The sequence below is a fragment of the Massilia sp. 01N417 genome (genome assembly GCF_056399645.1).
On record NZ_JBFTRS010000012.1, the window covers coordinates 12,897 to 29,538 of the forward strand.

A 16,642-nucleotide genomic window follows, 5' to 3' on the forward strand; every position below is an offset into this window, starting at 1 on the left:
CCCCGCGGCATGCCTCAGTGGCGCGGCGCGGTGTCGTCCGCGAACTGGTGCAGCCAGGCGATGAACTCTTCGGCCGTCATCGGCTCGCTCATCTCTTCGGCGGATTCCAGGATGCGCCGGACCAGGTCCTCGTTCTGCAGCAGGCGCTGCTCGAAATCCTTCACTTCGGCCTCCCCGAAAAGACGTCCCACAGCCTTACCATCGCCAGGGTATCGAGGTGGCAGTAGGCGAGCAGCTGGGCTTCGATCTCCTGCCTGCGCGCGGCGTCGGTGGCGGGATCGATGGCTTCCATGAAGGCATGCATTGCGGCGCCGCCGTCCCGTACGCCGTCCAGCTGGTCGTAGCGCAGGTCGGGCGCCACCGCCGGCAGCACTTCCTTGATGCTCCAGCTGCCCTGCTGTCCGGGGTGGTAGTAGCGTTCGCGCGCCACAGGCAGCAGGTCGACCACGCGGGCATTGAGCGCCAGCAGGCCAGGCGCCAGGTCGGCAAAGCGCGCCGCCAGCTCGCCGATGCGGGCGGTTTCGAATCCGGCGTTGTAGACGAACACCGGACCCTCGCCGGCGCAGGCGCCGAGCAGGGCTTCGGCGAAGCCGCGCGAAGGATCGTCGCCGGACAGGTCGAGGAAGGCGCGGTGCTCCAGCCCGCCCGCATCGTCGAGCCGGTGCACGCTGAACTGGAAGGGAATCATCTGGAAGGGACGGGTGCCCTGCCAGATCGGGACCGCGAATCTGATGGTCTCGAAGTCGATGAAGCAGGCCGGCAGCGGATGCGGCGCGAGGTCGGCGGCGGCGCCCGCGGCATCGAAATACACCTCGCCCGACAGCGTGTGCGACTTGACGCGGCGCTGCTTGTCGTCGAGGAGCTCGTCCGGCAGATCGCGCATGTCGGCGGCGCCGCCGGCGATGCGCTCCTTCAGGGCGCGGCTGGCAATCCGCGGCAGCCAGTGCACCGGGTATTCGGCCGCCGGGGCGCCGCCGCCGCAGTGGGCCGCGAAGCCGCAGGCGTAGGGCGTGTCGCAATGCTCCCCGGGCTGGATTGACGGCTCATCTTCCTGGGCGGCGACGGCCTGGGCGCGGGCGATCCAGGACGCGACCTCGGCGCCGCGTGCGAAGGCCTCGGCGCTCAGATCCTCTTCCACCAGCAGGCCGCGATAATCGCCCTTGCCCGGATAGGTCCAGCGGCTGTCGATGCGGGCCAGCGCGATGCCCTCGAGCTGCACGCCGGCCGCACGCGCCACGTAGGCCTGGATCGCGGCATCTTCGCGGTGGTAGTCCTTGACCGAGGTCGAGGACTTCACCTCGACCATGCGCCAGCGCCGCGCCTCGGGGTCGACGGGCAGCAGGATGTCGGCGAAGGCGAGGGCGCCGGCCGCCGCGAAGCCGGCCTCGAACACCGGTTGCGCGGTGGCGAGCAGTTCCCGGCTGCGCGCAAGCGCCGCATCGAAGCCCTCGGTTTGCGGGTCGAGCAGCACGCCCTGGCCGCCGGGGTCGTACAGGCTGCGCGCCAGGTCGCCAACCTGGTGGCCGACCGCGAAGGCGGCCTGGCTGGCGCCGTCGTCCTGGCGCAGTCGGGGACGGTGGAGTTCGAGCCAGAGACGGCGCTCGCATTGACGGAAGGCCAGCAGTTTCGATTTCGACAGGCGGATGGGCATGATCTGGTAGCTTGGATTGGTTGACCGATTATTGCATTTTTGTTGCCAAAATGAAATAAAATTTCATGGGTTTTCATTGCGCCAGGAAGCCGATCGGCGCCCGCCTGGTCCCCTTGAGCGCGCACTCCTGTTCGAGGGCTGTCACCAGCCGGGCGCCGTCTGCGAAGGGCGCGAAGCGGTGGCGGCGCGCGAGGGCGGCGAAGTCGCCGGGCGTCAGGCGCTCGAGCCCGCGCACCCGCTCGAGGTCCGCGGGCAGCGGCGCGTCCAGGCCCAGCGCCGCGCACTGGCGTGCCAGCATCAGCGCGGCCTGTCCGGCGCCGAGATAATCGAGGCGGATCTTGATGTCGAAGCGGCGCAGCGCCGCCGGGTCGATGTCGTCCATCAGGTTGGTCGAGGCGATGAAGACGCCGCCGAAGCGCTCCATGCGGGTCAGCATCTCGTTGACCCGGGTGACTTCCCAGGAGTGGCGCGCGCCCTCGCGCTCGCGCAGGAAGCTGTCGACCTCGTCGATCATCAGGAGGGCGCCTTCGCGCTCGGCCTGGCGGAAGGCGGCGGCGATCGCCTTCTCGCTGTCGCCGACCCATTTCGAAATCAGCTCGGCGGCGCTTTTCAGCAGCAGCGGCATGCCGAGGCGCCCGGCCAGCCAGCGTCCGAAGGCGCTCTTGCCGGTGCCGGGCGGACCGTAGAGGCAGAGGCGGGCGCTGCGGCTGCTCGCGAGACCTTCCGCCAGCGCGGCCAGGTCGGCGTCGGCATTCAGGATCGCCGGGTCGTAGTGCGCCGGCAGCTGTACGGCGGCGTCGGCTTCCAGTCCCGGATGGCCCTGGGCTTCGAGGGTGCGGCTGGTCAGCCATTCGAGGGCGCGCGCGCTGCCGGCGGCGTCGAAACCGCCGCGGATCGCCCGCACCACCGAGGCCGCGCGGTCGACCACGGCCGGGGCCAGCGCCTCGGCCTGGGCCAGGCGCGCCAGTGTCGGCGCATCCGCCAGGTCGCCGCATGCGGCCTGCAGGATGCGTTCGCGCTGGGCGCGCGGCGGGACCGGCACCTCGACCAGCACGTCGAAGCGGCGCATGAAGGCCGGATCGATGCCGTCGATCTCGTTCGACAGCCACAAGGTCGGTACGCGGTTCTGTTCCAGCGCGCGGTTCAGCCAGGCCTTGCGCCGCTGCGCCAGGCCGCGCCCGCCGAGCGGAGTGCCACCATCGCTGAACACGTCCTCCACCTCGTCGAACAGCAGCAGGGCGCGGCGGCGGTCGAAGAAGCTCTGGGCGGCGCGGTAGGCGCGCAGGCGGCGTTCGCCGTTGACCGGCTCGCCGTCCTCGTCTTCGCTGGCGACTTCGAACAGCTCGCAGCCGAGGGCCGCCGCGAGGGCGCGCGCCAGTTCGCTCTTGCCGGTGCCGGGGGCGCCGTGCACGAAGATGTTCACGCCCTCGCGGCTGGCAGCCAGGGCCTGGGTCAGGTAGGGACGCAGGATCGCCAGCGCCTCGCCGAGGTGGGGGAAGTCGTCCAGCGTCAGGCGCGCCGGCGCGCTCGGCGCCACGGTGTCGCGCAACAGCGCGATCGGATCGGTCTCGGATCCGACGATCGATTCGGCGAACTGCTTGGACAGCAGGTCGAGCTTGGAGGTGAGTGTGCCGGTGCTGGCGTGGTCGACGCTCAGCAGGCCCGAGCGCGCCAGGATGCCCTGGGCGGCCAGCGCGGCGCGTACCTGGTCGGCGGGAAGGCCGAGCAGCAGGGCCAGCACGTCGACCACGGCCACCGAGGACAGGCGGCCGAGCTTGTCGGCGGCGCGGTCGAGGGCGGGCTCGTGGTGCAGCATGGTGGCGAAGCTGAGGATGGCGCGTTCGGCGGCGTCGAGGCCCACCAGTTCGGCCAGCCGCGCGATATTCGTCTCGAGGATCGCCGGCAGGCCGTGGTCCTTGGCGCGCTCGGCCTGGCGGTGCAGCTCGCGCAGGCGGGTGCGCACGGCCGCCGGGTCGAAGTCGCGGTCCTCGGGGTCGATCCATTCTTCCAGGCCCAGGGCCAGGGCCAGGGCGTCGTCCATGAAGGAACGGGCGCCCACCAGCTCGCGGTGGCCGGCCAGCGGGACCATCATGCGCAGGATCCACAGGCGGGTGAGGGGCACCAGGGTGCGCGGGGCGGCAGGGGCGGTACGGCGGCGATATGAGGTCATGCATTTCCTCCTTTGATGCCGCCATTCTCCAGCGCGCTGCGACAGGCCATGTCGCAGCGGATGCGCATCGGGATGTGCGCGGCGCCGGCGCCGGGTTATGCTGGCCGCCTTCTTCAAGCACAGGAGCGCCCATGTCGCAACTTACCCTCTATCGCGCCGAAGCGCGCAGCACCCTCAGGACCGGTGTCCCGTTCACGCGCCGCGCCGGCCGCCGCCTGCCATCCAACGTGCCCTTCGTGGTCGACAACATCTGGGAATTCACGCGCCCGGACGGCATGCCGTCGCGCCGCCACTGCGTGTGTGCGAGCCCGACGCCGGCCCTGGCGCTCGAGGGTGCGAGCCAGGGCGAGACCAGGCGCGAAGACTACGTGGCCTGCCGGCTGGAGCTGGTGGGCAGCCCGTGCCTGCTGCAGATCGGCGTCAAGGATGCGCGTTACCACCCGGATGTCGAGAAGGTGCAGCAGGCCGTGCTGGGCGCCTTGCGCAAGGATGGCTGGGCGGAGGCGCCGCTCGAACGCAAGCTGGCGCTGGCGCCGCTGTTCGTGCCGGGCCTGAGCCGGGAGGAACTGCGCGCGGCGATGGCGCGCGAGCCGCTGCTGGCCGAGGTGGTGGAGAGCGCCGCGGCCAGGGTCACGCTCTGGACCCCGCTGGCGGCGCCGCATCCGGAGGGCGAAGTCTTCTTCGAACTGGACGAAGGCCAGGCCTTCATCCTGCATCCGCTGGCGGACCAGGCCTCAGGCGGGCGCGCCGCAGCGTGCTAGGAAGGCGCCGAACAGCTCGCGCAGCAGGGGAATGCGGGCGTTCAGGCGGTGGTCGCCCTGCACCAGGTGCAGGGTGCAGCCGCGCAGCCGCGCAAAATGGATCGCGTTCCCGCAGGGGATGACCTCGTCGTCCCAGCCGTGCACGATCTCGGTGCGCGCGGCCGGCACTGCCGGTTCCTGGCTCGGGTAGGCGTGGATGCCGAGGGCCGGCGCCAGCAGGAAGACGCCACGCGCGCCGAGCCGCATGGAAGCTTCGGCCGCGACCCAGCCGCCCATGCTCGACCCGACCAGCAGCAGCGGACCGCGCACGCCGGCGCAGGCGTCCATCAATTGCGCCAGCCGGGCCGCCGGATCGGTGGTGTGCGAGTAGTCGAGGGAGGCGGTGTCCCAGCCGTGCTGCTGCGCCACGGCGGCAAGGGCGACGATCTTGCTGCCGGCCGGGCCGCTTTCCTTCCCGTGCATGAAATGGACCAGTCCTCGGGTCATCGGTGTTCTCCTTCAGCGGCCGGCGATCAGCGATGCCAGCAGGTTGCCATGGCCGACCAGGTGGTGGCGCGCGTCGCGCGTGGTGTCGCTGCGCGGATCATAATAGCCGACGACGTGGTGGCGCGCGTCCCTCGCGGTCTGTTTGCCGTCGGCGGCGGTGTCGATGTAGCCGATGGTGTGGTAGCGGGCATCGGTCAGGGTTTGTCTGCTCATCGTTTCTCCTGGTGGGGGCGGGGTCCGGCCAATGTAGGGCCGGCGGCGACAGGCGGTGTCGCAGCGCGCATGCGACGCCGCCTGTCGCGGCCAGCCCCAGACTGTCGGCTCGTCGAATAGAAAGGAACAGGCATGGATGAGGTTTACGTGGCCGGCGACGGCTTCATGGTGGTTGCCGGCGGACAGACCGGCGCCGACCGCGCGGCGCTCGACTGGGCGATCGAACAGGGCATCCCGCACGGCGGCTGGTGCCCGCGCGGCCGCAAGACCGAGGACGGCGTGCTGCCGGAACGCTACCGGCTGAAGGAGACCCCGGCCAGCGCCTACCTGCAGCGCACCGAATGGAATGTGCGCGACAGCGACGCCACCCTGATCTTCACGCTCGACGACCGGCTCGACGGCGGTTCGAAACGCACCGCCGCCTTCGCGGACAGCCTGGGCAAGCCCTGGCTGCAAGTACGTCCCGGCGTCCATCCGAAATACGTCGCGCGCTTCCTGGCGCGGCATGGCGTGAAGGTCCTGAACGTGGCCGGCAAGCGCGAATCGTCGGCGCCGGGGATCGGCGAACTGGTGCGGCAGGTGCTGTCGCAGGCCATACAACGGTGAAGGAGCCGGAGATGGCGCATATCGTCCTGCTGGGGGATTCGATCTTCGATAACGCCCCCTACGTGCCCGCCGGGACCGAAGTCCAGGCGCAGCTGGAGTCGCTGGTGGCAGGCAGCCACCGCGTCTCGCTGCTGGCCCGCGACGGCGCGGTGCTGGCCGACATGGTGGGGCAGGTGGCGCGCCTGGCTTCGCTGCCGCAGGCGGCCGACTGGCTGCTGGTGAGCTGCGGCGGCAACGACGTGCTCGACCTGGTGGGCGCGATGCAGTCCAGGGTCGGCTCGGTGATCGAGGCGGCGAGCCTGCTGGCCGACTGGCAGGCCGGCTTCCGGCGCGACTACCGGCGCATGCTGAACGTCGTGCTGTCCAGGCGGAAGCCGGTGGCCGTGGCCACGATCTACGATGGCGTACCCGGCCTCGATCCGGGATTGCGCACCGCGCTGGCGCCCTTCAACGACGTGATCCTGCGCGAGGCGGCCGTGCACGGGCTGCCGGTACTCGACCTGCGCCTGGTCTGCGGCGAAGCCGGCGACTATTCGCCGGTCTCGCCGATCGAGCCCTCGGCGCAGGGCGGCGCGAAGATCGCTGCCGCGATCGCGCAACTGGTGCGCGAACAGGATCCGGCGGCCCCGCGGACGGTCGTGTATGGCGCCCCATCCTGAGCGCACGGGATTTCCGGTTGGCAATATTTTTGGTAACATGGGATTTTGAACCAAGCATGGATTTCCGATGCCGACCAACCAGCAATCCCTCCTGCGCCAGTGGCATATGCTGCGCATGGTGCCGCGCGCGCCCGCCAAGGTCTCGGCCAAGGACTTGTGCGAACGGCTGTGCGCGGCCGATTTCAACGTCACCAAGCGGACCGTCGAGCGCGACCTGAAGGAATTGTCGAACGTGTTCCCGATCGCCGTCGACAACCGCGACAAGCCCTATGGCTGGAGCTGGCTGCGCGACGCCTCGAGCTTCGACCTGCCCGGCCTGACCCTGCCGGAAGCCCTGACCCTGACCCTGGTCGAGCAGCACCTGCGCCACCACCTGCCGCCCAGCGCGGTCGATGCCTTGCGCCCGCATTTCCAGTCCGCCGCCCGCACCCTGTCGACGGTGGACGACAACACCCCCTCGCGTGCCTGGCTGGACAAGGTCCGCAGCGTGCCGCCCCAGCAGCCGCTGCTGCCGCCGCGCCTGGACGACGACTGCCAGCGCGGCATCTACCTGGCGCTGATGCAGGACCGCCAGCTCAAGCTGCATTACCGCAAGCGCGACGCCGAGGCCGCCACCATCTACCCGTCCGTGCATCCGCTGGCCGTGGTGCAGCGCGGCGGCCTGGTCTACCTGGTCTGCATGTTCGCCGGCTATGACGACGTGCGCACCCTCGCGCTGCACCGGGTGCAGCAGGCCGAGGTGCTGTACGAACCGGCGCGCCGGAATCCCGGTTTCGACATCGATGACTATATCGCTTCCGGCCAGTTCGGCGTCATCGCCGGCGCGCCGGTCAGGCTGCGGGCGCTCTTCACGCGCACCGCCGGCGAGCACCTGTTCGAGACGCCGCTCAGCGCCGACCAGGTGCTCACCGCCGATGGCGATGGCCGGCTGCAGCTGACGGCCACGGTGCCGCATACCCGCGAACTGGTGTGGTGGCTGCTCGGCTTCGGCGACGGCGTCGTGATCCAGGAGCCGGCCGGCCTGCGCGAGGAACTGGCCGGGATCGCGCAGCGGATGGCGGCGGCCTATGCCGCCAATCCGGAAGCCGTCGCCGCCTAGGCCCCGGCGTCTAGCCCATCGCGGCCGCCAGGCAGCGTTCCGCCGCCGCCGACAGCACCAGCTCCACCGCCATCTGCGCCCGCGTCAGGGCCACGAACAGGCGCCGGCGCGCGGCGTCGTCGAGCATAGCGAAGTCGAATTCGGTGACCACGACCGCCGGCGCGCTCTGGCCCTTGTAGCGGTAGACCGATTCGACCAGCAGCTCGCCCTCGCTCCAGCGCGGCTCGCCGTTGCGGTCGTATTCGCCGGTGAAGCGGCGGGTGCGCCACGGGCCGATGCCGGCCCGGTTGAGCAGGGCGGAGCGCTCGCGCCCACGTCCGGAGACGACCGCGATGTCGGCCAGCGCGAAGCCGCGCGCCAGCAGCGCGGCGACGGCGGCCTCGGTCTGGGCCAGCAAGGCCTCGTCGGAACCGTAGCTGCGGATGCCCGGCAGCTCGCCGGGGTAGGGATTCAGGCTGCGGACCGGCGGATCGACCAGGCCGAAGGCGTTGATGGTGTCGCAGATCGCGCGCGGGCTGCGGAAGTTGTCGCTGCAGCGGATCGTGACCGCCTCGGCCAGCTCGAAGCCTTCGTGCTGGTACAGGCGCTGGGATTCGTCCTCCAGCACGTAGAGCTTGCCGCCGGGGCGCAGGCGGCCGCACAGGCTTGCCACCCAGGCGGCGTCGAAGTCCTGGGCTTCGTCGATGACCAGCAGGTCGAGGGAGGGCGCGAAGCCCGGGCTGGCCTCCAGGTAGGCCGCGGTGGTGCGCTCGAAGCCGCGGGGCGAGAAATCCGGCTCGCCGTGCACGCGGCGGAAATGGTCGACGCAGAGTTCGTGGAAGTTGACGACCTCGACTTTCGGCGAGGCCAGCCGCCGCACGTGGTCGGCCAGGCTCCGGTTGAAGCAGACGTAGCTGGCCCGCAGGCCGGCGCCGGCCGCGTCTTCGAGCAGTTGCATGGCGAGCTGGGTCTTGCCCGAGCCGGCGGTGGCCTGGATGCGGTAGACCCCGGACGGCGCCTCGATGCGCGGCACCCAGGTCGCCAGGCCGTCCGACAGCCGCCGCACCGCGCCCTGCAGCTGGTCGCGCATCGCCGCCAGGTCGGGTGTGACGCGGAACTGGTTCAGCAGCAGGCGGCGCAAGGCGTCGCGGTCGGCGCCGCGGCTGGCCTCGTCCAGCCAGCCGCGCACCGTCGACACCATCTGGCCGTAGCGGGCGGCGTCGATGATGCGTTCGCGCGGCATCGAGATCAGCTGGCCATCGCCGAGCTCGTAGTCGGGCAGGACCAGGCAGCTCATCACGGTGGCGTCGAGCCCCGCTTCCTGCAGGCGCCTCTGCATGGCGACGCGCTGCAGGCGGCCCTGGCGGGCGACGTCGGATTCGCCGTTGCCGTAGAGCTTGAAGATCCCGCCGTCGCGCAGCACCACCGCGCCGGCCTTCACCTCCAGCAGCAGCAGCGCGCCCGCCGGCGACAGCACCGCGATGTCGATCTCGCCATAGCAGTCCCGTCCGCCGCTCAGCGTATGCAGGGCGATGTTGTGGAAGACGTCGAAGCCGGCGGGCAGGTGGTCGCGCAGGCGCTCGAGGACTTCGAGTTCGCGGAAGCGGCCGCCATCGACGCGTAGGGGCGGAAGCAGGTTGGGAGAAACGGTGGCCATGGCACACGGCAAAGTAAAGAACTTTCCTATTATCAATAAAGTTGCCGGCCTTGCCCAGCCTTGCCCGAGAGATATTTTTATGGCAATGTGCGATTTCACGTGCGCGGATGGCAAGCTTTTCCGTGTATTCATGAATTGATAAGACGGAGAATCGCCATGCAGGGAAAACATCTCTCGTACGCCCTCGCGAGCACGACGCTCGCGATCGGCATGACGACGGCCGCGATCGCGGCGCCGGCCAATACGGCCCAGTCCCCGGCCAGCGCGGCCGCCGCCAGCGCCTACAACCAGCCGCCGAAGGAAATCCTCGACGTCATGCGCGCGCCGCCGCCGCCGTCGCCCTCGCTCAGCCCGACCCGCGACAAGCTGATGCTGATCACCATGGAGGAATACCCGTCGATCGCCAAGGTGGGCACGCCCTTCCTGCGCCTGGCCGGGGTGCGTATCGAACCGGGCAACCACAGCCAGCACGACACCCCGGGCGGCTATGGCATCCCGCCCTGCGTGAGCGCGATCGACCTGGTGCAGGTTGCCGACGGCAGGCAGGTGAAGGTCAAGCTGCCGGCCGGCGCCTGCCCGCGCCGCCCGGTGTGGAGCGCGGACGGCCAGCGTTTCGCCTTCGAGAACATCACCAATGAAGCGGCCGAGCTGTGGGTCGGCGACGCCAAGACCGGCGCGGTACGCCGCCTGCCGGGCGTGCGCCTGAACCAGATGTTCGGCGACCAGGTGCAGTGGATGCCCGACCAGAAGACCCTGCTGGTCAAGCTGGTGCCGGCCCGCAAGGCGCCACCGCCGGAAGCGCCGGGCGCCGCCGGCCCCGGCATCCAGGAATCGATCGGCGCAACCGGCCAGAGCAGCACTTACGAAAACCGCGACACCCTGCGCAACCGCTACGACGAAGAGCTGTTCAACTACTACGGCACGTCCCAGTTGGCGCTGGTGGACGCCGCCAGCGGCAAGCTCACGCCGGTCGGCAAGCCGGGCATGTACGAGGAACTCGATGTGGCGCCGGACGGCCGCCACGCCGTCGTGGTCGAGATCCGCACCCCGTATTCCTACGTCACCACCTTCGACCGCTTCCCGAAACAGATCGATATCTGGGACCTGGGCCAGCGTACGGCGAAGGGCGCCAATCCGGTGGTGCGCGAGATCGCCGCGCTGCCGCTGGCCGACCGCGTGCCGAACCGCGGCGTGCCGACCGGTCCGCGCAACTTCAGCTGGCGTCCGCTTGAACCGGCGACCCTGGTCTGGGCCGAGGCGCTGGACGGCGGCAATCCGAACGTGCAGGCGGCCGAGCGCGACAAGCTGATGATGCTGAAGGCGCCGTTCAATGGCGCGCCAAGCGAGATCACCCGCACCCAGCAGCGCTTTGGCGGCCTGGCCTGGAGCGAGCAGCCGGGCGTGGCCCTGCTGAGCGACTACGACGTCAACCGCAAATGGGTCCGCACCTGGCAGATCAACGTCGACGATGCACAGAACTCGCGCCGCCTGATCTGGGACATGTCGAGCGACGAGAAGTACGCCGATCCGGGCCGCCCGGTGCGCCGCCAGCTGGCCAACGGCTTCCCGGTGATCCGCGTCGACGGCGACAGCATCTTCCTGTCGGGCACGGGTTCGTCGCCGGACGGCGACCGTCCTTTCCTCGACAAATTCAACCTGAAGACCCAGCAGGCCGAGCGCCTGTTCCGCAGCAGTAAGACTTCATACGAGCAGTTCATCGGCTTTGCCGGCAACGACACCGGCCGCCTGCTGACCTGGTACCAGTCGGCCACCGAAACCCCGAACGCCTTCGTGCGCACCCTGGGCGCCGCCACCCCGGCCGCCGCCGGCGAGCCTGGCTATGCCTCGTCGAGCGCGGCGCTGACCCATCTGCTTGATCCGACCCCGCAGGTCCGCGAGATCAAGAAGCGCCTGGTCAAGTACAAGCGCGCCGACGGCATCGAGCTGTCCTTCACCCTGTACACCCCGCCGGGCTACAAGGAAGGCACGCGCCTGCCGACCATCCTGAACGCCTATCCGCTCGACTACGCCGACGCGTCCAAGGCCGGCCAGACCACCGGCTCGCAAGCCACCTTCACCCGCCTGCGCCAGTACCGCCTGCTGCTGCTGTCGGGCTATGCCATCATCGACAGCGCCGCCTTCCCGATCGTCGGCGATCCGCGCAAGGCCTACGACACCTATACCGAGCAGCTGGTGGCGAATGCCAAGGCGGCCGTCGACGAAGCCGTGCGCCTGGGCGTGACCGATCCGGACCGCATCGGCGTGACCGGCCACAGCCACGGCGCGCTGATGACCGCCAACCTGCTGGCGCATTCGACCCTGTTCAAGGCCGGCGTGGCCACCAGCGGCTCCTACAACAAGTCGCTGACCCCGTTCGGCTTCCAGAACGAGCGCCGCTCTGTGTGGGAAGCGCCGGACGTCTACACCAAGGCCTCGACCTTCTATTACGCGGACAAGCTGAAGACCCCGCTGCTGCTGGTGCACGGCGCCGACGACGCCAATCCGGGCACCACGCCGCTGCAGTCGGTCAAGCTGTATGAAGCGATCCGCGGCAACGGCGGCGTGACCCGCCTGGTGATGCTGCCGCACGAGCCGCACTGGTACGCGGCGCGCGAGTCGAACGAACAGCTGGTCTACGAGATGCTGCGCTGGTTCGACAAGTACGTGAAGAACGCCGCACCGGCGGGCGCGGCGACGCAGACGGCCAGTCGCTGATCCGCCGGTCCGCCGGGACATCGAAAAGCCTGCTTCGGCAGGCTTCAAGAACCATCGCGCAATCGCGCACCTTGGAGAGCCAGCAGATGTCCACCATACCCGCGACCGTCGAGCAGGGCATACAGGCCGCCGGCGTCGGCCGCTTCCAGTACCGGCTGTTCGTCATCTTCGGCCTGGTCTGGATGGCCGACGCCATGCAGGTGCTGTCGATCGGCTTCAGCGCGCCCTCGATCGCGCGGACCTTCGGCATCGCCATGCCGAAGGCGCTCGAGACCGGGACCTTGTTCTTCATCGGCATGCTGGTCGGCGCCTTCGTGTTCGGGCGCCTGGCGGACCGGATCGGGCGCCGTCCGGTGCTGATGGGCGCGGTCGTCATCGATGCCTGCTTCGGCGTGGCGTCGAGCTTCGCGCCCGACTTCAGCTGGCTGCTGGCGCTGCGCTTCCTGACCGGCATCGGCGTCGGCGGCACCCTGCCGGTCGACTACACGATGATGGCCGAATTCCTGCCCAGCGACCGGCGCGGCCGCTGGCTGGTGCTGCTCGAATCCTTCTGGGCGGTCGGCACCCTGCTGCTGGCGGTGCTGGCCCTGCTGGCGCTGCGCTGGGGCGACGACGCCTGGCGCGTGATCTTCTTCGTCACCGGCATTCCCGCGCTGGTCGGCGTCGTCCTGCGGCTCTACGTGCCGGAATCGCCGATGTACCTGAACCGCAACGGCATGCCGGACAAGGCGCGCACGGTGCTGGAGCGGGTCGCCAGGGTGAATGGACGAGAGGGCGCGATTCCCGAGCTGCGTCCGGAACCGCCGGCGCGGACCTCGCTGCTGGCGCTGTTTTCCGCCGGCCTGCGCCGCAGGAGCATCTGCCTGTTCCTCGCGTGGGCCCTGATCTCGATCGCGTACTACGGCGTGTTCGTCTACCTGCCGGTGCGGCTGAGCGCCCAGGGCTTCGGTTTCATGCGCGGCCAGGAATTCCTGATCCTGCTGGCGCTCGTGCAGTTGCCCGGCTTTGCGCTGTCGGCCTATGGCGTCGAACGCTGGGGGCGCAAGCCGACCCTGGTGGGCTTCCTCCTGCTGAGCGCCGCCGGCTGCATGTTCTACAGCTTCGGCAGCGCCACCCTGGTGGTGGTCGGATCGACTTTGCTGATGAGCTTTGCGCTGCTGGGCACCTGGGGCGCGCTGTATGCCTTCACGCCCGAAGTGTATCCGACCGGCCTGCGCGCCAGCGCCATGGGCACGGCGGGCGCCCTGGCGCGCTTCGGCGGCCTGTTCGCGCCGGCGATCGTGGCGCCGGTGATGGCGACGCGATTCACGCTGTCGCTGGTGATGCTGGCGGCCTTCCTGGCGGCCGGCGCGGTCGCGGTGCTGTGCGTGGACGTCGAATCCCGCAACCGTAGCCTGGATTAAGAGCGCCGCTTCCCGCCGATCATGAGCCAGGCGCCCAGCGACGACGCCAGCGCCAGCAGCGCCGACAGCGCCATCACCCGGCGGAAGCCGGCGACGAAGGACTCGGCAACGGCGCGTTCGACGGCCTGCCTTGCCCCCGCCGGCGTCGCGGCGGGCAGGCGGATCGCCGCCAGCTTGCCGCGCTGGGCCTCGACCTCCACCCGCAGCGGGGCCGGCAGCGTCAGCTCGTTCAAGCGCTGCGCCAGGGCGCGGTCGAAGGCCTGGCTCATCACGATGCCCAGCAGGGCGATCGCCAGCAGGCCGGCCGCGCGCGACACCGCATTGTTGACGCCGGAGGCCAGGCCGGCGCGGCCCGCATCGAGGGTGTTCATGACCGTGGTCGTCAGCGGCGCCACCGTGACCGTCATGCCGAAGCCCAGCACCAGCACGGCCGGCAACCAGGTGCGCCAGTAACTGCCGCCGATGCCGGGCAGGGCGAACAGGGCGAAGCCGGCGGCCGCGATGGCCGGTCCGACCACCAGCGGACCGCGGGCGCCGAAGCGGTCGACCAGGCCGCCCGCCCAGCGCGACAGCGAGAACATCAGCAGGACGAAGGGCATCAGGGCGGCGCCGGCCGCGGTGGCTGAATAGCCCTGCACCTGGATCAGGTTCAGCGGCAGGAAGAACATCAGGCCGCCCAGCGCCGCATACAGCAGCAGGGTCAGCAGGTTGGCGCCGCTGAAATCGCGCGAGCGGAACAGGCCCAGCGGCAGCATCGGCGCCGGATGCCGCAGCTCGACCAGGACGAAGGCGCCGAACGCTGGCGGCGCCAGCAGCAGGGCCGCGATCACGGCGGCATCGCCCCAGCCGCGCGTGGACGACTCGATCAGGCCGAATACGAGGCAGCCGAGGGCCGCGCTGACGAGCAGGGCGCCCAGCCAGTCCGGGCGCCGCGGCGCCTCCGGGCTGCGGCTTTCGGGCACATGCCGGAACGTGAGGAAGAGCACGATCGCCACCAGCGGCAGGTTTATCCAGAAGGCCAGGCGCCAGGATACGTGTTCGATCAGGAAGCCGCCCAGGACCGGGCCGAGGGCGGCGGTGATGGCGCTGTAGCCGGACCAGGTGCCGATCGCGCGGCCGCGTATGTTCTCCGGAAAGGAGGCGCTGATCAGCGCCAGGCTGCCCGGCACCAGCAGGGCGCCGCCGACGCCCTGCAGCGCCCTGGCCCAGATCAGTTGCTGGATGCCGCTCACCAGCCCGCACACGGCGGAGGCGGCGCCGAAGATGAGCACGCCGACGGCGAATACCCGGCGCCGCCCGTAGCGGTCGCCCAGGCTGCCGCCGAGCAGCAGCAGGGCGGTCAGCAGCAGGGTATAGGATTCGATCACCCACTGGGCCTGCGCCACCCCGGCGTTGAACTCCTTTTGCAGGGCCGGCAGGGCCACGTTGACGACGGTGCCGTCGATGAACACCATGCCGGACGCCAGGATGCTGTTGGCCAGCACCCACACCCGCGCCGCCGGCGCGCAAGCCGGGCCGCCATCCTTCATCGCGGCCCCCCATATGGCGGGCGGACCGCGTTCGCGAACACAGCTATCGAGTCGGCATCCATCTTCCAACTCTAGCACTTGGCGCGCCGGTTTGGGCGCCGCCCGAACTTCCCGGTCTCAGGCGTTTCTTGCCTGCCGTATGGCCGCGACCAGGCTGTCGAGCCGCGTGCCTTCGCAGCTGATCGCCACCCCGTCCGGAAACTCCGGCGCGGTCAGTTTGGTCAGCACCGAACCGCTGGGCATTTCCACCGCCAGGCGCGCACCGCGCTCCCAGGCGTGGCGCACCGTATCCGCCCACAGGACCGGCCGCGCCATGTTGGCGGCCAGGTCGGCGCCGATGCGGCGGCCGTCGAACAGGGCGCGCGCCAGGCTGCTGCTGATCGAGGCGATGCGCGGACGTTCCAGCGCCACCTGGTCCATGGCGCAGGCCAGGGTGCGTGCCTGCTCGTCCAGCAGTTCGCAGTGCGAGGGCACCGGCACCGCCAGGCGTTCGGCGCGCTGGGCGCCCTGGCCGAGTGCGAGCGCGGCCACCGCATCGAGGGCCGCGTCGGCGCCGGCGATCACGATCTGGCGCGGCGCATTCAGGTTGGCCAGGTAGACTTCGCTGCCGGGGCCATGGACCTTGGCTACCAGCGGCTCGAGCTGCTGGCGGGTCAGGCCGCCGATCGCCGTCATGCCGTAGCCGTGCGGCCAGGCGTCTTCCATCAGGCGTCCGCGCAGCTCGACCAGGCGGACCGCGTCGCCGAAAGCCAGGACGCCGGCCGCCACCGCCGCCGGCCAGGCACCGATCGAGAGGCCGGCCACCATCTTCGGCCCCGCCTCGTGCGCCGCCAGCAGGCGCGCCATGGCGACGCCGGCCACCAGCAGGCAAAGCTGGACCGCCACCGTGGAGCGCAGCGCGTCTTCGCCGTCCAGCGCCAGCACGTCCCGCGACAGGGCGGCGGAGGCCTCGGCCAGCGTGCGCGCGATTTCCGGATGATCCGGGAGCGTGTGCAGCATCCCGGGCTTTTGCGCGCCCTGGCCGGGGAAGGTGAACAGGACGCTCATGCCGCCTCGCTCGCCGCCGGCTGCGGCTCCCAGGGGTCGTCCACCAGCCGCGGGCCGTGGTCGGTCTTCAGCATGGTCTTGCCGCCGCGCGCGTATTCCGCCAGCGCGAAGCCGCCGGCGCCGGTGTCGATCTGGAGGTCGATGCGGCAGCCGATGTGGTCATGCATGGCGCATAACTCGGCCGTCAAGGCGGGCGGCAGGGGCTGCGGCGACCGCACCACGAGGTCCAGGTCGCTGGTCGGCCGCAAGACCGGCAGGCCGCTGGCCAGCCAGAAGCCGGTGCCGCCGGCCGGTCCCCACTCCAGGTCCAGGTCCCGCAGGCGCGGCGCCAGCGCAAGCAGGGCGGCGATGCAGGGAAGGGTATCCGCGCAGCCCTCGACGCGGCCCGGCTCATTCAGCAGGTCCTGCGCCAATTGTCGCGGCGTGATCCTGCGTGCGATGCCGGCCAGGGAGATGTGGCCGGCGCAGCGCTCGCTGCGCTGCAGGCCGCGCGCGCCGACCGCCACCCGGTCCGGCCCGGCCGCCGCGCGCCGCACCACCACCGGCGCTTCCTGCAGCCAGACCGCGTCCAGCCAGCCGGGCCGGGTGTCGCAGGCGCAGGCTTCGAAGGTGTCGGGATGGCGCAGGAACAGCAGGTCGTGCGCCTGGGGCCGAAACCCGGGCATGT

The 16,642-nt window shown here is 70.5% G+C and carries 15 protein-coding genes; 6 read left to right on the forward strand and 9 right to left on the reverse strand.

All coding sequences use genetic code 11. From position 1 onward, the window contains the following. Nucleotides 1-14: 14 nt before the first annotated feature. The 3 genes from AC1DOQ_RS14160 to AC1DOQ_RS14170 all read right to left on the reverse strand — a co-directional run bounded on the left by AC1DOQ_RS14160 (nucleotide 15) and on the right by AC1DOQ_RS14170 (nucleotide 3,821). Complete coding sequence (locus tag AC1DOQ_RS14160) at nucleotides 15-164, reverse strand: hypothetical protein (RefSeq protein ID WP_477365033.1); 150 nt, start codon at nucleotides 162-164, stop codon at nucleotides 15-17. Beyond that, complete coding sequence (locus tag AC1DOQ_RS14165) at nucleotides 161-1,651, reverse strand: DUF2779 domain-containing protein (protein WP_477365035.1); 1,491 nt, start codon at nucleotides 1,649-1,651, stop codon at nucleotides 161-163. Before AC1DOQ_RS14165 ends, AC1DOQ_RS14160 begins: the two co-directional genes overlap by 4 nt. Nucleotides 1,652-1,724: 73 nt before the next feature. After that, a complete protein-coding gene (locus tag AC1DOQ_RS14170; protein ID WP_477365038.1) occupies nucleotides 1,725-3,821 on the reverse strand; it encodes an AAA family ATPase in 2,097 nt (698 codons plus the stop codon). 131 nt (nucleotides 3,822-3,952) lie between these two features. Here AC1DOQ_RS14170 and AC1DOQ_RS14175 point away from each other — a divergent pair, with 131 nt between their 5' ends. After that, nucleotides 3,953-4,582: a hypothetical protein gene (locus tag AC1DOQ_RS14175; RefSeq protein WP_477365041.1), complete on the forward strand. Its 630-nt coding sequence runs from the start codon at nucleotides 3,953-3,955 to the stop codon at nucleotides 4,580-4,582. Here the strand turns inward: AC1DOQ_RS14175 and AC1DOQ_RS14180 are convergent. Continuing rightward, nucleotides 4,556-5,068 (reverse strand): YqiA/YcfP family alpha/beta fold hydrolase, encoded by a 513-nt coding sequence (locus AC1DOQ_RS14180; protein WP_477365044.1) that lies wholly within the window; start codon nucleotides 5,066-5,068, stop codon nucleotides 4,556-4,558. The two genes, AC1DOQ_RS14175 and AC1DOQ_RS14180, sit on opposite strands and share 27 nt — an antisense overlap. Nucleotides 5,069-5,080: 12 nt before the next feature. After that, nucleotides 5,081-5,281, reverse strand: a complete 201-nt coding sequence (locus tag AC1DOQ_RS14185; RefSeq protein ID WP_477253256.1) for a hypothetical protein — start codon at nucleotides 5,279-5,281, stop codon at nucleotides 5,081-5,083. 132 nt (nucleotides 5,282-5,413) lie between these two features. Here AC1DOQ_RS14185 and AC1DOQ_RS14190 point away from each other — a divergent pair, with 132 nt between their 5' ends. The 3 genes from AC1DOQ_RS14190 (at nucleotide 5,414) to AC1DOQ_RS14200 (ending at nucleotide 7,645) form a co-directional block, all read left to right on the forward strand. Next, the gene (locus tag AC1DOQ_RS14190; RefSeq protein ID WP_477365047.1) at nucleotides 5,414-5,887 is read left to right on the forward strand and encodes a putative molybdenum carrier protein; all 474 of its coding nucleotides are present in this window, start codon (nucleotides 5,414-5,416) and stop codon (nucleotides 5,885-5,887) included. An 11-nt stretch (nucleotides 5,888-5,898) separates the two neighbouring features. Next, nucleotides 5,899-6,546 carry an SGNH/GDSL hydrolase family protein gene (locus AC1DOQ_RS14195; RefSeq protein WP_477365050.1) on the forward strand — a complete coding sequence of 216 codons (648 nt, stop codon included), beginning with the start codon at nucleotides 5,899-5,901 and terminating at the stop codon, nucleotides 6,544-6,546. A gap of 67 nt (nucleotides 6,547-6,613) precedes the next feature. Then, nucleotides 6,614-7,645: a helix-turn-helix transcriptional regulator gene (locus AC1DOQ_RS14200; RefSeq protein WP_477365053.1), complete on the forward strand. Its 1,032-nt coding sequence runs from the start codon at nucleotides 6,614-6,616 to the stop codon at nucleotides 7,643-7,645. A gap of 10 nt (nucleotides 7,646-7,655) precedes the next feature. Here AC1DOQ_RS14200 and AC1DOQ_RS14205 read toward each other — a convergent pair whose 3' ends face one another. Further along, on the reverse strand, nucleotides 7,656-9,281 hold the full coding sequence (locus tag AC1DOQ_RS14205; protein WP_477365056.1) for an ATP-binding domain-containing protein: 1,626 nt from the start codon (nucleotides 9,279-9,281) through the stop codon (nucleotides 7,656-7,658). A 156-nt stretch (nucleotides 9,282-9,437) separates the two neighbouring features. On the opposite strand from AC1DOQ_RS14205, the gene AC1DOQ_RS14210 reads away from it, so the two are divergent. Both AC1DOQ_RS14210 and AC1DOQ_RS14215 read left to right on the forward strand, forming a co-directional pair. Next, entirely contained in the window at nucleotides 9,438-11,996 is a 2,559-nt protein-coding gene (locus AC1DOQ_RS14210) for an alpha/beta hydrolase family protein (RefSeq protein ID WP_477365058.1), read from the forward strand. Between the two features lie 86 nt (nucleotides 11,997-12,082). Next, the gene (locus AC1DOQ_RS14215; protein ID WP_477365061.1) at nucleotides 12,083-13,399 is read left to right on the forward strand and encodes an MFS transporter; all 1,317 of its coding nucleotides are present in this window, start codon (nucleotides 12,083-12,085) and stop codon (nucleotides 13,397-13,399) included. Here the strand turns inward: AC1DOQ_RS14215 and AC1DOQ_RS14220 are convergent. From AC1DOQ_RS14220 to AC1DOQ_RS14230, 3 genes are all read right to left on the reverse strand, one after another. Next, entirely contained in the window at nucleotides 13,396-14,928 is a 1,533-nt protein-coding gene (locus tag AC1DOQ_RS14220; RefSeq protein WP_477365065.1) for a DHA2 family efflux MFS transporter permease subunit, read from the reverse strand. The genes AC1DOQ_RS14215 and AC1DOQ_RS14220 overlap by 4 nt on opposite strands. A 117-nt stretch (nucleotides 14,929-15,045) precedes the next feature. Then, entirely contained in the window at nucleotides 15,046-15,975 is a 930-nt protein-coding gene (gene mdcH / locus AC1DOQ_RS14225; RefSeq protein ID WP_477365068.1) for a malonate decarboxylase subunit epsilon, read from the reverse strand. Further along, a complete protein-coding gene (locus AC1DOQ_RS14230; protein ID WP_477365071.1) occupies nucleotides 15,972-16,640 on the reverse strand; it encodes a malonate decarboxylase holo-ACP synthase in 669 nt (222 codons plus the stop codon). The genes mdcH and AC1DOQ_RS14230 overlap by 4 nt, the downstream gene beginning before the upstream one ends. Nucleotides 16,641-16,642: the final 2 nt, after the last annotated feature.

Coding starts and splice junctions, on each gene's coding strand:
- AC1DOQ_RS14190 (WP_477365047.1), top strand. CDS start 5,414: ATGGATGAGGTTTACGTGGCCGGCGACGGCTTCATGGTGGTTGCCGGC.
- AC1DOQ_RS14185 (WP_477253256.1), bottom strand. CDS start 5,281: ATGAGCAGACAAACCCTGACCGATGCCCGCTACCACACCATCGGCTAC.
- AC1DOQ_RS14210 (WP_477365058.1), top strand. CDS start 9,438: ATGCAGGGAAAACATCTCTCGTACGCCCTCGCGAGCACGACGCTCGCG.
- AC1DOQ_RS14215 (WP_477365061.1), top strand. CDS start 12,083: ATGTCCACCATACCCGCGACCGTCGAGCAGGGCATACAGGCCGCCGGC.
- AC1DOQ_RS14230 (WP_477365071.1), bottom strand. CDS start 16,640: ATGCCCGGGTTTCGGCCCCAGGCGCACGACCTGCTGTTCCTGCGCCAT.
- AC1DOQ_RS14180 (WP_477365044.1), bottom strand. CDS start 5,068: ATGACCCGAGGACTGGTCCATTTCATGCACGGGAAGGAAAGCGGCCCG.
- mdcH (WP_477365068.1), bottom strand. CDS start 15,975: ATGAGCGTCCTGTTCACCTTCCCCGGCCAGGGCGCGCAAAAGCCCGGG.
- AC1DOQ_RS14175 (WP_477365041.1), top strand. CDS start 3,953: ATGTCGCAACTTACCCTCTATCGCGCCGAAGCGCGCAGCACCCTCAGG.
- AC1DOQ_RS14165 (WP_477365035.1), bottom strand. CDS start 1,651: ATGCCCATCCGCCTGTCGAAATCGAAACTGCTGGCCTTCCGTCAATGC.
- AC1DOQ_RS14195 (WP_477365050.1), top strand. CDS start 5,899: ATGGCGCATATCGTCCTGCTGGGGGATTCGATCTTCGATAACGCCCCC.
- AC1DOQ_RS14205 (WP_477365056.1), bottom strand. CDS start 9,281: ATGGCCACCGTTTCTCCCAACCTGCTTCCGCCCCTACGCGTCGATGGC.
- AC1DOQ_RS14170 (WP_477365038.1), bottom strand. CDS start 3,821: ATGACCTCATATCGCCGCCGTACCGCCCCTGCCGCCCCGCGCACCCTG.
- AC1DOQ_RS14220 (WP_477365065.1), bottom strand. CDS start 14,928: ATGAAGGATGGCGGCCCGGCTTGCGCGCCGGCGGCGCGGGTGTGGGTG.
- AC1DOQ_RS14200 (WP_477365053.1), top strand. CDS start 6,614: ATGCCGACCAACCAGCAATCCCTCCTGCGCCAGTGGCATATGCTGCGC.